The sequence below is a fragment of the Pirellulales bacterium genome (assembly GCA_019694435.1).
Taxonomy (GTDB): Bacteria; Planctomycetota; Planctomycetia; order Pirellulales; family JAEUIK01; genus JAIBBZ01.
On sequence record JAIBBZ010000002.1, the window covers coordinates 276,633 to 290,171 of the forward strand.

The 13,539-nt window shown below is 66.9% G+C and carries 9 protein-coding genes and 1 tRNA gene; 6 read left to right on the forward strand and 4 right to left on the reverse strand.

All coding sequences use genetic code 11. The annotated features are described in order from the left end of the window. Window positions 1-137: 137 nt before the first annotated feature. On the forward strand, window positions 138-1,229 hold the full coding sequence (locus K1X74_03355) for an alpha/beta hydrolase (protein MBX7165364.1): 1,092 nt from the start codon (window positions 138-140) through the stop codon (window positions 1,227-1,229). 98 nt (window positions 1,230-1,327) lie between these two features. On the opposite strand, the gene K1X74_03360 is transcribed toward K1X74_03355, so the two are convergent. Continuing rightward, window positions 1,328-1,398, reverse strand: a tRNA-Cys gene (locus K1X74_03360). A 265-nt stretch (window positions 1,399-1,663) separates the two neighbouring features. Here K1X74_03360 and K1X74_03365 point away from each other — a divergent pair. Beyond that, the gene (locus K1X74_03365; protein MBX7165365.1) at window positions 1,664-3,841 is read left to right on the forward strand and encodes a hypothetical protein; all 2,178 of its coding nucleotides are present in this window, start codon (window positions 1,664-1,666) and stop codon (window positions 3,839-3,841) included. 46 nt (window positions 3,842-3,887) lie between these two features. Here the strand turns inward: K1X74_03365 and K1X74_03370 are convergent, their stop codons facing one another. Continuing rightward, window positions 3,888-4,928 carry a type II secretion system F family protein gene (locus K1X74_03370; protein ID MBX7165366.1) on the reverse strand — a complete coding sequence of 347 codons (1,041 nt, stop codon included), beginning with the start codon at window positions 4,926-4,928 and terminating at the stop codon, window positions 3,888-3,890. A 218-nt stretch (window positions 4,929-5,146) separates the two neighbouring features. Between K1X74_03370 and K1X74_03375 the strand changes: the two genes are divergently transcribed. The 4 genes from K1X74_03375 (at window position 5,147) to K1X74_03390 (ending at window position 11,542) form a co-directional block, all read left to right on the forward strand. Beyond that, window positions 5,147-5,992: a prephenate dehydrogenase/arogenate dehydrogenase family protein gene (locus tag K1X74_03375; GenBank protein ID MBX7165367.1), complete on the forward strand. Its 846-nt coding sequence runs from the start codon at window positions 5,147-5,149 to the stop codon at window positions 5,990-5,992. Beyond that, window positions 5,989-8,955: a phosphoribosylformylglycinamidine synthase subunit PurL gene (gene purL, locus K1X74_03380; GenBank protein ID MBX7165368.1), complete on the forward strand. Its 2,967-nt coding sequence runs from the start codon at window positions 5,989-5,991 to the stop codon at window positions 8,953-8,955. Before K1X74_03375 ends, purL begins: the two co-directional genes overlap by 4 nt. A 73-nt stretch (window positions 8,956-9,028) precedes the next feature. After that, entirely contained in the window at window positions 9,029-9,802 is a 774-nt protein-coding gene (gene purQ / locus K1X74_03385) for a phosphoribosylformylglycinamidine synthase I (GenBank protein ID MBX7165369.1), read from the forward strand. Window positions 9,803-9,883: 81 nt separating this feature from the next. Then, the gene (locus K1X74_03390) at window positions 9,884-11,542 is read left to right on the forward strand and encodes an FAD-dependent oxidoreductase (GenBank protein MBX7165370.1); all 1,659 of its coding nucleotides are present in this window, start codon (window positions 9,884-9,886) and stop codon (window positions 11,540-11,542) included. On the opposite strand, the gene K1X74_03395 is transcribed toward K1X74_03390, so the two are convergent. Together K1X74_03395 and K1X74_03400 are read right to left on the reverse strand one after the other, a co-directional pair. Further along, complete coding sequence (locus tag K1X74_03395) at window positions 11,539-12,183, reverse strand: SpoVG family protein (GenBank protein ID MBX7165371.1); 645 nt, start codon at window positions 12,181-12,183, stop codon at window positions 11,539-11,541. The two genes, K1X74_03390 and K1X74_03395, sit on opposite strands and share 4 nt — an antisense overlap. A gap of 25 nt (window positions 12,184-12,208) precedes the next feature. Continuing rightward, window positions 12,209-13,105 carry a 4-(cytidine 5'-diphospho)-2-C-methyl-D-erythritol kinase gene (locus tag K1X74_03400; protein ID MBX7165372.1) on the reverse strand — a complete coding sequence of 299 codons (897 nt, stop codon included), beginning with the start codon at window positions 13,103-13,105 and terminating at the stop codon, window positions 12,209-12,211. Window positions 13,106-13,539: the final 434 nt, after the last annotated feature.

The following is a 13,539-nucleotide window of genomic DNA, read 5'->3' on the forward strand; positions in this document are numbered from 1 at the left end:
TTGCGCGTGATGCACGCGCGGGGTGCACATAGCGACCGCAACGAACGCAGCGGTTGTGACTGAGCACGCGCCGTGCGGCGACGCTGCCCCCTACAGACCTTACGTTCGACGCAACCAAATTCCTCGGTGCTAACGGCATGAGCACCCGGACCATCGATCTAAATCGCCTCGGCGATTGGCGCCGGATGCTGCGCGCGGGGGCGGCTGCGCTATTGGTCTGGAGCGCGGGCGTGGCGCCGCTTGCGATCGGCGAGCAACGGGCGCCAAGCCCGATGGCCGCGCCGGCGCGACTGGCCGCCCTGCCTGACCTGGCGCGCGAGGCCGACTTTCCTGACGCCGAGCTCGATCCGCCGACATTTGCCGCGCCAGAGCTGGTGCCGCCGCCAGGTTGCCGCGCCACGCTCTGGCTGGTGAACACCCGGGCGAGTTGTTCGAGCGCCGGCGCGCAGCCACTGCATTACTTCGTCGGCGACGGTCACGGCCATTGGATTCCAGTGGGCCTGGAACAGTTTCGGTCGACCGATCAACCGGGAGTGCCAACGGTTGTGTTTATCCACGGCAATCGCTACGACGAGCAGGACGCCTTGATCGTGGGCCAGGCGATGTTCGTGCGGCTGGTGCGCGAACTGGGCAATGGCCGTCCGCTGCGGTTCGTGATCTGGTCGTGGCCGAGCGAACGGATCTATGGCGCGTTGCGCCGCGACGTTCGCGAAAAGGCCAACCGCGGCGAGGCCGAAGGCTGTGTCGTCGCACAGTTCGTCGGCCAGATTCCCGGCGAAGTGCCGGTTTGCCTGTTGGGCCACAGCTACGGGGCCCGTGTAATCGTCACGTGCCTGCACCACCTGGCCCAGGTGGAGTCTCGGGCACCCACCGCGCCGGCGCCCGCGCGGCGGGCGGTGCTCATGGCCGGCGCGCTGGATTGCGGCTGGATTGCGCCGGGCGGCGCCTATGGAATGGCGCTGTGGGCCGTCGAGCACGCTGTGGTGATGTACAACCCCAACGACGTGGCCCTGAAGTGGTATCCCTTGCTCTGGGGTCGGGGGGGACCGCCCGCCTTAGGCTATACGGGTCTTCCGGGCAGCGTCCAAGCCAAGTTTGCCGGGCGCGTCGAGCAACTCGACGTCGAACCGTTCGTGGGCCGGCGTCATCGCTTCGCCGAATACCTGGCCGCTGACGAGATCTGGGCGACGATCCGGACCGAGGCGATCTTTGCCTCGCCGGCACGCTAGCCGCGGATAGAAACAGCAGAAGCGGCGCAACCGGGGCGCCGCTTCGCGGTAGCGTGAGGATCAACGTCTGTCGCGAAATACTCCGCGCGTCGAGAAAGAGAGGCCGGTGGGAGTCGAACCCACTTTGACCGGGTTGCAGCCGGTTGCCTGGCCGTCTGGCTCCAGCCTCTGAGGTGTCGTGCTTGTCGCGTGTGGCACAGGCCGGGCGACAGAGTTGGATATCGGCCGGCACGGATTTAAGGCTTGAATCGATTCGTGCCAGCATCTGGCGAACGGCCCGCGAATTTCCACCCCGCTTCTTGCTGTCTCGAGTTTGACGGACCCTGGTGCTCGACCCAGGTTCCAGGTGGGGGATTTTGCGCGCTGGGGCTTTCGACGCGGGCGAACCGCTCGTCGTACGTTCCCGCCGCCATTGGCTCGGGGAGTAATCCACCGTGGAAACTTGTCGTTCACTACCGCGGCCGAAGCGCCTGGGCGAACGCCGCGCGGCCGTGCTGGTGCTGGTCGCCTTTTCGCTGGTGTTTCTGTTGGGCCTGGTGGCTTTGGCGCTCGACGTGGGCTTCATCGTCCTAGTGCGGAGCCAGCTGCAAAACGCCGCCGACAGCGCTGCCATGGCCGCCGCCGGCGTGATGGGGAGCGATCCGGATCATGCCGTGGCGACGGCCCGTGAGTTCGCCGAGCTGCACATGGCCGCCGATTTGCCGGTCAACTTGCAAGACACCGACGTGGAGTTCGGCACCTGGGACACGACGACGCGCGCGTTCGCCGCCTCGGCCGAGGTGGGCAACGCAATTCGCGTCACCTGTCGCCGCGATGCCACGAGCCCCGACGGCAAGTGCCCGCTGTTCTTTGCCCGCATCTTCGGTCATCAGGACTTCGAGATGCGCGCGCAGGCCGTGGCGATGGCCAACCCGCGCGATATCTGCTTCGTGGTCGACTTGTCGGGCTCGATGAACGACGACACGGAGCCGTGCTGGGCGACGACCGCGATCAACTCGACCTTTGCCGGTCAGGGTTACCCGACGATCGGCAACGATCTGGTGCAGGCGATTTACGAGGACTTTGGCTTCGGCGCGTTTCCGGGGGCGATCGAGCACATCGGTCAACCGTTAGGAGTGCCGCAGAATCAATGGGCGTACGCGGAGATGACCCGCGACGACGGCCCCTTGAGCGGCAGCGGCGTGCCCGTCGCATATCGGGTTCAAGCGGGCGACACGGAGAGTGCGCGCAAGCAAAAGGCCTACCGCTGGATCATCGACAACCAGATCGCGGTGTTGATGCCGAATGCCCAGCCGGCGCCGAATTCGGGCAACTACGCGTACTGGGAGAAGTACATCGACTACATCATGCGGACGGTGAGCATCACTCCTCCGCCCCCGCCGGCACCTCCCGCGCCGCCGAGTCCGCCCGCACCGACGCCATCTCCCGCACCGCCGGCGCCTTCCGCGCCGCCGAGTTCGCCGCCTCCACCACCTCCGCCGCCGAGCGGCATGCTGTGGCCGCGCTCGCCAGACCGCGCCGTGGTACGTCTCGACGACGCGACCTTCTGGGGCGCGTCGCGCATCGGGCCGGCGTCGCGTCGCGACTTGCAGGTCGCGATGATGCCTGGGGACGCGATGCAATGGTTGATTCCCCTGGCGCTGACCGGCGCCACTTCGCCTGGCACGCCGCCGGTGAACCGCGGGACGATCCCGCCGAACCTCGACCCGGATCGCATCACGGGGTTCAACAATCCGAACCAAGCCACGTTTCCCAGCGCGGCCGGCGCGAGTGGCTGGCGCATGAAGGTCGGCTACCGCACTTACGTGCAATTCATGCTCGACCACGGACGCGACGAGATTGTCGTGGCCGGACAGCGCACGCCGCTATCGACGCAAAGCTCGCTTTGCCCGTTCCATTCGGAAAGCACCGCGGGCGGCAGTTTCAATTTTCCACCGCGCGAGCAGCCCACCCATGCGTCGCGGCGGGCCATCATCGCGGCGATGCACGTCGTCGATCAGCAGAACGGCTCGATTCCCGACGTCGGGCAGCGCGATTGGGTGTCGGTCGTGACCTACGACACGCTGTCCGGCGGCGGGCCCGTCGTGCTGCAGCAACTGACCGGCGATTACCACACGGCCATGCAGGCGGTGACTCGGATGCAGGCCGTCAGCGACAAGGGGGCCTCGACGGCCACCGAGTCGGGGATGATCGTCGCCAAGCAGCATCTGCTGCCATCGAACCAGGGCGGGGCGGGCCGCAAAATGGCCAACAAGGTCCTCGTGCTGCTGACCGACGGCGTACCGAATCTCTACAGCTCGTCGGCCTCGACGATTTCGCAGTTCCAGGCCAACTTTCCGAGCGCGGATTACTACGCCAACGGCGCCTATTGGTACGACGCCTGTCTGATGCAGGCGATGGACATCCAGAACCGGCACTGGCGCCTGTTCCCCGTCGGGCTCGGGCTCGGGACCGATTACAACTTCATGGATCGCCTGGCGCGGCTGGGGATGACGGCCAACGAAGCCGGCCAGGGCCCGCGCGGCAGCGGCAACCCGGCCGAATATGAACAGCGCCTGACCGAGATCTTCGAAGACATCATCAAGAACCCGCAGGTGCGGTTGGTGCAATAGGGCCGCCGTCTTCTGGCGCCCGTCTCAGCACAGCGGGGGTAGAACGCTATCCCATGGCGCTGTTGAGCGCGTCGAGATAGAAGAAGAACATCCGGAAGATCAGCACGATAATCAGGCCCGCCACGAGGGCCCAGACGGCAAACCCGGCAATCGTCGTGAGCGCGGCGATCGCCAGGCCGGCACGCTCTTCGTATTGCTTGGCCAGCGCGGCCATCGACTCGGGCACCCGGCCCGAGCGTTCGCCCACCTCGAGCGATTCGAGAAACTCGCGGGGAAACCGCCGCGTTTGCCCTAGCGACGCGCTCAGCTCGTGGCCGGCGCGAATGTCGGCGGCCACCTCATCGGTCAGACCGACGTAGCGCGCCAGCCGCGTGGCCCGTAGGCTCATCGTCACGGCCTGCGTCAGCGGCATGCCCGTGTTGGTGGTCAGCTCGAGCGTCCACGCCAGGCGCGCGAGGGCCAAGGTGTCGAGGGCGCGCCCCAGGCCGGGAACCTGCATCGCCACCGCCTCGGCGACGCCTTGCACCGCGCGGTTGCGGGCAGCGAATCGCCAGGCGACGAAGCCGCCCACGGCAATCGCCCCGACCGAGAGGAACCAGATCATCGCGCCGCGTTCGCCGGTCAGGCCCAGGCCGAAGATATCGACCGCCTCGGTGCCGCGCGATTGTGCGATCCAGCCGAGCACCCAGATGACGAACCCCACGATGCACACGGCCGAGACGAGTTGCAGCAGCGGCCAGGTGATGGCGGCCCAGAAGACGCGCCGCAATCGCAACTGATTCTCGTAGTGCACAGCCAGGCGGCGAAATACCTCGGGCAGATGCCCGGTCTGTTCGCCTACCGTGATGAGCTCGCGGAACAACGGCGGAAAGACCTCGCCCGTGGCGTCGATGGCGTCGTGCAGCGAGCTGCCCGAGGCCATGGCGCGGCGCACCGACTCGAGCGGCTCGCGGAGCGAACGTGGCCAGCGGGCCTCGACCTCGCGAGCCCAAACGCGGCGTACATCGAGCCCGGCGTCGAGCGCGGTGGCCATGCGCCGGGTAAAGCCGGCCAACTCGCGTAGGTTCATCCGAGCGGCCAGCAACATGGCGTCTGTCCCAATTCTGGTTGCCTCGTGTTCCGCCTCGATTATATCGCCCCTTGCGGGGGAATCCCCGGGCGGCGTGGCCGCTGGTCTGCGGCGGCCGAAATCGGGTACAATCCGCGTCTTTCGGTCGGCCCCCGCTGCTGCATGTCGCGAACCGGATGCGCCTCGCGGTCGATTGCATACCCCCTGCCGCGTCGGTTCGCTCGGTTCGGCCGCTTATGAAACGCTGGGATACCGTGGCCATCGTGGGCGTCGGCCTGATCGGCGGGTCGATCGGGCTGGCCGTGCGCGAGCGCAGCATGGCCCGGCGCGTGGTGGGCATCGGCCGCAGCACCGGCAGTCTACGCGTCGCCAAACGCGCCGGTACGATCGACGCTGGAACCACCGACTTGGCGCGCGGCGTGGCCGAGGCCGAGTTGATCGTCGTCTGCACGCCGGTCGAACGGATCGCCGAGCAGGTACGCGCGTGCGCTGCGGCTTGTCCCGACGCGGCGCTCATTACCGATGCCGGCAGCACCAAGGCCCAGATTGTCGCAGAACTGGGCGGGGCATTGCCCCGGGGCGTACGATTTGTCGGCAGCCATCCCCTGGCCGGAAGCGAAAAACGCGGAGCGGCCGAGGCCCGGGCCGACTTGTTCTGCCGCCGCACGGTGGTGATCACGCCGGCGCCGCAGACGCCCCCCGGCGACGTGACAAGACTCAAGGGCTTCTGGACGGCACTGGGCGCGAAGGTGGTCACGATGACACCCGAAGCACACGACCGTGCCGTAGCGGCGACGAGCCACTTGCCGCATTTCGTTGCCTCGGCGCTAGCCGCGGCGACCCCCAAGGAACATCTCGCGCTGGCCGCGAGCGGGTTTCTCGATACGACGCGGATCGCCGCCGGCGATCCGGAATTGTGGACGCAGATTTTCCTTTCGAACCGCGAGCCTGTGTTGCAAGCGATTGCCGCTTACGACGCGATGGCCGGTCAGTTGCGCGCGGCCATCGACCAAGGCGACCGCCGGGCACTGGTCCGGCTGTTGAACGTCGGTAAGCAGCGCCGCGATGCCGTGGAGAATTGATGCTCTGGGAAGTCGACATTTTTCCGGCTGAGCACGAAGTCGACGCCGCGGCTGCGCGCGTGGCTGCCGAGGCGGCCGAACTTGGCATCGCCAGCGAGCTGCGCGTGGTCGTCGCGCGTGGTTACTTGATTCAGGGCGACCTGCCGGCAGAGCAGGTCGAGATGCTGGCGGCGCAGTTACTTGCCGACCCGATCGTCGAGCGCACCGAACTGACCCGCGTCGGCGAGCCGCACTTGGCCCAAAGCCGTGCCGGATTGGAATTGCTAGTGCACGTCTTGCCCAAGCCGGGCGTGATGGATCCCGTGGCGCAAAGCGCGCAAGGGGCGATCGCCGATTTCGGCCTGCAGGCCGACGCCGTGCGGACGCTGCGCAAATACTGGCTCGGCCCGCTGCCGGTCGAACGGCTGCAACTGCTGTGCACGAAGGTGCTGGCCAACGAGGCGATCGAGCAGGTGATTGTCGGCCCCCTGCCCTTCGATCGCCTGGCGCTGGGGTCGTCCTACCGCTTCGAGCGGATCGAGGTGCCGCTGGCCGGCCTCGACGACGCGGCACTGGTGAAGCTGAGCCGCGAAGGCCAGCTCTACCTCTCGTTGGCCGAGATGCGCACCATCCAGGAGCACTTTCGCCAGCTCGGTCGCGATCCGAGCGATGCCGAACTGGAGACGCTGGCCCAGACCTGGAGCGAGCACTGCAGCCACAAGACGCTGGCCGGGCGGGTGCGCTATCGCGACGAGCGCGGCGAACGCACGTTCGACAACATGCTGCGCGAGACGATCTTTGCCGCCACGCAGCAATTGCGGGCCCGGGCCGGCGCCGACGACTGGTGCGTGAGCGTGTTCAAGGACAACGCCGGCGTGATCCGCTTCGACGACCAGTACAACGTCGTGTTCAAGGTCGAAACGCACAATCACCCCTCGGCGCTCGAACCCTATGGCGGGGCGAACACGGGCCTGGGCGGCGTGATCCGCGATCCGCTCGGCACCGGGCTGGGCGCGAAGCCGGTGTGTAACACCGACGTTTTTTGCTTCGCGCCGCCGGAGCTGCCCGCGGCCGCCTTGCCGCCGGGCGTGCTGCATCCGAAGCGCGTGTTTAAAGGCGTTGTCGCCGGCGTGCGCGACTACGGCAACCGCATGGGCATCCCCACGGTCAACGGCGCGATTTACTTCGACGAGCGCTATCTGGGCAACCCGCTGGTCTACTGCGGCAACGTGGGGCTGCTGCCGCGCGACAAGTCGACCAAGCAGCCGCTGCCGGGCGACCTGGTCGTGGCGATCGGCGGACGTACCGGGCGCGACGGCATTCACGGCGCCACGTTCAGCTCGGCAGAGTTGACCCAGGAAAGCGAGCAGCTTTCCGGCGGGGCCGTGCAAATCGGCAACGCCATCACCGAAAAAATGCTGCTCGACGTCGTGCTCGCGGCCCGCGACCGCGGGCTCTATCACGCGATTACCGATTGCGGCGCAGGCGGCTTTTCGAGCGCCGTCGGCGAGATGGGCGAAGACATCGGGGCCGAGGTCTGGCTGGATCGGGTGCCGCTCAAGTACGACGGCTTGTCCTATACGGAAATCTGGATTTCCGAGGCGCAGGAACGCATGGTGCTGGCCGTGCCCGAGGCGAGCTGGCCGGAGCTGGAAAGCCTGTGCGCGAGCGAAGGAGTCGAGGCGACGGCGATCGGCCGCTTTGTGCCCACGGGGCGGCTGCGGCTGCTGTACCACGCGCAATTGGTGGCCGATTTGTCGATGGAATTCCTGCACGGCGGCCGGCCGCCCGTAGTCCGCGAGGCGACCTATGCACTGCCCCCGGCGCGGCCTTGCGAGCTGCCGTCGGATTCGGCGGGACAGCCGGCCGACTGGTTGCGGAAGATTCTCTCCGCGCTCAACGTCTGCAGCAAGGAATGGGTGATCCGGCAATACGATCACGAGGTGCAAGGCGGCAGCGTCGTCAAGCCGCTGGTCGGGGTGACCAACGACGGGCCCAGCGATGCGGCCGTCGTCCGGCCCGTGCTTGCGTCGCGGCGGGCGCTGGCGATCAGTTGTGGGATGAATCCGCGCTACGGCGACTACGATCCGTATGCCATGGCAGCCAGCGCGATCGACGAGGCCGTGCGCAATTGCGTCGCCGTCGGCGCTGACCCGGCGCGAATCGCCATCCTCGACAACTTCTGCTGGGGCGATACCGAGCAGCCCGCCACGCTGGGATCGCTGGTGCGCGCGGCGCTGGCTTGCCACGACGTGGCGCTCGAGCTGGGCACGCCGTTTATCAGCGGCAAGGACAGCCTGAACAACGAGTTCCGCTACACCGACGCTTCCGGCCAGCGCCGCTCGATCGCCATTCCGCCGTCGTTATTGATCAGTGCCCTGGGACAGCTCGACGACGCCGCGCAGGCCGTGACGATGGACCTCAAGACACCGGGCAATCGTGTCTATCTGGTCGGCCTCACGCGCGACGAGCTCGGCGGATCGCATTTGGGGCTCGTGCTCCAGGCTCCAGGCGGCCAGGTTCCGCAGCTCGATGCCGCGCGGGCACGGCAGACGTTTGCGGCGCTGCACCGGGCGATCGCCTCGGGGCTGGTACGCGCCTGTCACGACCTGAGCGAAGGCGGGCTCGCCGTGGCCGCGGCCGAGATGGCGTTTGCCGGCGGCTGCGGGCTGACGCTGCGGCTCGGCGAGGTCCCGCACGATCTTCGCCCCGAAGACGCGCTCGCCACGCGCGGGGCGAGCGACGCCGTGCTGGCGTTCGCCGAATCGAACACGCGGTTCTTGTGCGAGGTGCCCGAGGCGTCCTGCGGTGAGTTCGAACGGCTGCTGGCCGGGGTGCCCTGCGCCCGGGTCGGCGAAGTGACGGCCGAACCGGTGCTGGAGATTCGTGGTGTGCCCGCCGGCAATCTCGCCGACGGCGAAGTCTGGATTCGCGCTGACCTGGCCGAGCTGAAAGCGGCCTGGCAGGCGCCGTTGCGATGGTGAAAGCTCAACAGGTATTTGCAGGGGGCTCGCCACGCGAGCGCTCCTGAGAATTTCAAACAAGGAAATCGTGGGGATGGCTGTTCCGCGCGTGCTTGTGTTGCGAGCTCCCGGCACGAACTGCGACGTCGAAAGCGCGTTCGCGTTCGAACTTGCCGGCGCACGGACCGAGCGCAGGCATATCAACCAACTGCTGGCCGAACCGCGGCTGCTGGCCGATTTCCAGGTGCTGTGCCTGCCGGGCGGATTCAGCTACGGCGACGACCTCGCGGCGGGCCGTATCCTGGGCAACCAGTTGCGTCATCATCTCGACGGCGTGCTCGGCGAATTTCGCGATGCCGGCAAGCTCATCCTCGGCATCTGCAACGGGTTTCAGGTGCTGATGCGCACCAGCCTGCTGCTGCCCGAACGCAACGGCGCGCCGCAGGCCACCTTGACGCTGAACCGGTCGGGCAAATTCGAAGACCGCTGGGTGCAGTTGGCTACGCACGGCAGCCGGTGCGTCTTTTTCCAAGGCATCGAGTCGATGTACCTGCCCGTCGCCCATGCCGAAGGGCGCTTCGTGTTCCACGACGAACAGACGCTCGCGCGGCTCGAGGCGGCGGGACAACTCGCGCTGCGGTACCGATCGCAGACGGGCGCGACGTCGCCCGCGTATCCCGACAATCCCAACGGCGCCATGGCCGACGTGGCGGGCATTTGCGACGAATCGGGCCGCGTCTGTGGGCTCATGCCCCATCCCGAGCGGCACGTCGATCCGACGCAGCACCCGCGCTGGACGCGCGAGCCGTCCCGCCGCGAAGGAGACGGCCTGGCCGTCTTTCGCAACGCCGTGCGCTACTTTGCCTAGCAATGCCGGCCGCGGCTCGGCCGATGGTGGCAGCATCGTCTCGGGGTAGTCCCTGCGAGTCTCGAGGAAAGGCCGGTGTCGATGAAACTGGTCATTGTCGGTGGCGTGGCGGGCGGCGCCTCGGCCGCAGCCCGGGCAAGGCGGCTCTCCGAAGACGCCGAGATCGTCGTATTCGAGCGCGGACCGGACGTCTCGTTTGCCAATTGTGGGTTGCCCTACTACGTCGGCGGCGAGATCGCCGACCGCGCGAAGCTGATCATCACTTCGCCCGAGCGGCTGCACGAGCGGTTCAAGATCGACGTTCGCACGCGGACCAGCGTCGAGCGGATTGACCGTGCCGAGAAACAGGTGCTCGTCCGCGAGTTGAGCTCGGGACGGGAATACGTCGAGGCCTATGACAAGTTGATCCTGGCGCCGGGGGCGGCGCCCATTCGGCCGCCGCTGCCGGGTGTCGATCTGCCGGGAATCTACAGCCTGCGAAACCTCGACGACGTCGACCGCATCGTGGCCCGACTGGGCGACGGCGTTCGACACGCGGTGGTCGTCGGCGCGGGATTCATCGGACTGGAACTGGTCGAGAATTTTGTGCGCCGCGGCGTCACCACGACGCTGGTCGAGCTGCAGGACCAGGTGCTGCCGCCACTGGACCGCGAAATGACCACGCCGATCGTGGCGGAACTGGCCCAGCATGGCGTGAAGCTGCTGCTGGGCGAGAGTGCGGCGGGCTTTTCGTCCAGCGGCGATGAGCTGCGCGTGCAGCTCAAGTCCGGTACGGAACTTGTCGCGCAATTGGTCGTCCTGGGCGTCGGCGTAAAGCCGGAGAACCGTTTGGCCGTCGAGGCGAGCTTACCGGTCGGCCCGCGCGGGGGCGTTCGGGTCAATGCCCAGATGCAAACGGCCGATCCCGATATTTATGCCGTCGGCGATTGTGTCGAGACCGTCGATTTTGTGACCGGCGAGCCCACGCAGGTGCCTTTGGCCGGTCCGGCAAACCGGCAAGGACGTCTGGCGGCCGATCACATCTTCGGCCGCGAAGTGCGCTATCGAGGTACCCAAGGTACGGCGATCGTCAAGGTCTTCGACCGCGTGGCGGCGATGACCGGCGCCGGCGAAAAGGCGCTCAATCGACTGGGCCGCAGCTACCGGGCGATCTATGTGCATCCCAGCCATCATGCCGGCTACTATCCCGGCGCCGAGGCCATGACCCTGAAGCTGTTGTTCGATCCGCAAGACGGCCGCGTGCTGGGCGCGCAGGCGGTCGGCGGCGCAGGCGTCGACAAGCGCATCGACGTGCTGGCCGTGGCGATTCAAGCGCGGATGACCGTCTACGATCTCGAAGAGCTGGAGCTGGCCTACGCCCCGCAGTTCGGTTCGGCCAAGGACCCGGTGAACATGGCCGGTTTTGTCGCCGCGGGCGTGCTGCGCGGCGATCATCCGATTGTCGATGTGCGCTCGCTGGGGGATGAACAGGCCAGCGGCAGGCAACTGATCGACGTTCGCACGCCGGCCGAGTTTGCCGCCGGCCATTTGCCCGGCGCCGAGAACGTGCCGGTCGACGTGCTGCGCGACCGGCTGAATGAATTGCCAAGGCACGTGCCGATCGTGGTCTATTGCCAGGTAGGGCTACGCGGCTATTTGGCCACGCGCATGCTCCTGCAGCACGGCTTCGACGTCGTCAACCTGACCGGCGGCTACAAGACGTGGCTGTTGCACCAGCCCGTTGCGGCCGCGAAGTCCTAAAAGATTCCCGCGCCGAACGAGGTGTCGTCCTGCCGCGGTAGGGCCGGGGGCGCCGGCTCGGCATAACGCGGCGGATGATGGGGGCCGGCTGGGTGCGATTCGTTCGTCGCGCGGGACGGCTTGGACGCCTGCGCGTCGCGTTGGCGCTGCGGGCGGAAGTGCGGCGACGACGTCTCGGGCGCGTCGTGACGCTGCTGCGAGTCGCCATAGGCCTCGGCTTCGAGATCGTGCTCGAAATCCTCGTAGCTCGACACGTAGCCGGGCAATTTCGCGCGTTCGAGCTCTTCCTGAAACGCTTGGATCACACGCTGCTGAAGCTGCTCGCGGCAGCGCGAATTGATCGGATGGGCAATGTCGGCATAGAGCTTCGCGCGGCCTTCGTGATCGCGCACTAGTTGCGGCTCGCGCAACCGCACGCCGCATTGGTTGCAGTACGCGGCCCGCAGGTGATTCTTGCAGCCGCAGCGCGTGCAGCGCGCCGTCAGTTTGCGGCTGGGCATGGCCACGAAGGGACCGTTAGGACCTTCGATAATCTTCAAATCGCGGATGACGAACGAGTCGTCGAGGGTGATCGAACAAAACGCTTGCAGGCGCTCGCCGGGCTCTTCGATGAGCTTGATGCGAACTTCGGTGATGTCCATGGCCGCTCTCCCTCGCAGGTGATAATCAACAGTTCATGCGGACCACACTGACCTCGCCCCACTGCTGCGACCGCAGACGCCCGGCGATCGTGCGGGCCTGGTTGGTGCTGCGACAAATGGCAAAACAGGCCGAACCGCTGCCGGTCATTTGCCGGGCTACAACATCCTCGCCGCGCAAGGCGGTGAGAATCCGATCGATCCAAGGCGACAGGCCGGCCGCGGGTGCCTGAAGATCGTTGTGCATCGCCGCGGCCACCTGGTCCCAACGCCCCTGACGCAGGGCATCGGCCAACTGCTGTGCCCCGCGCGGACGCTCGCTGGGGACGCACGCGCGATAGACGGCCGCGGTCGAAAGCCCCTCGGGCGGCTTGACGACGACGACCTGCATCAGCCCGCGCGGCTCGAGCGGTTCGATGCGTTCGCCGCGGCCGCGGCAGATGGCGGGGCGCCCGTGCAGGAAGAACGCCACGTCGCTGCCCAACTCGGCGGCCACCAGCGCGAGTTCTTCGTGGGCCAGCCTCAACTGCCAGCCCAGGTTCGCCGCGACGAGCGCGGCGGCCGCGTCGCTCGAACCGCCTGCCAGACCCGCCTCGAGCGGGATGCGCTTGTGCAGACGAACGCGGGCACCCCGTTCGATGCCATAACGCTGGCGGAGTCGCTCGAGGGCCTGGACAATCAGGTTGTCGGCGCCGGTTGGCAGCGCGGCGCTGCGCGATGCCCGATGCGCCGCCAGCGCTGCCGAGAACTCGATCGGTCCTGGACCAAGTGGCTCGAACTCGAGCGTGTCGCCCAAGTCGATCGGGCACATCAGGGTTTCAATTTCATGAAACCCGTCAGGCCTCTTGGCGAGGACCTCGAGAAACAGGTTCAACTTGGCAGGCGCCCAAATCTGGACGCCTGACGCGAGGTGCCGGACGCGCATACCGCCGCCGTCCCTGTGCTCAATGCTCAATGATGTTCGCTCGCGAGGAGCATGCCCCGTTGAGGAGGTGAGTTTCCCTTCACCTGCTTTGGCCCGACCGAACCGCGCAAATGATTCAAGAAGCTATGAGGGCAATACAGTCCGACGATCGCCGGAATGATTCGCTTGCCAAATCCTCCTGCTGGCCCACGGACGTGCGTGACGCAGGTCGTGCAGAGAGTAGAAAAGCGTCAAACTCGCGAGCGGCAGGGGGCAACTTCGCGTCGTCCAGACGGAAAAATCCACCGCCGATCACTGTGCGGCATTTTACCGCAGGCGCCTAAGTGGTCAATCGGACTTGCCTTCAAAAAACGCGATGAAATTCGCGAGGAATTGGGCAATTTGCGGCGAGGATTGCTAGTCGGGTGGTGGGCTTTTTGCCCGTTTGGCCACCG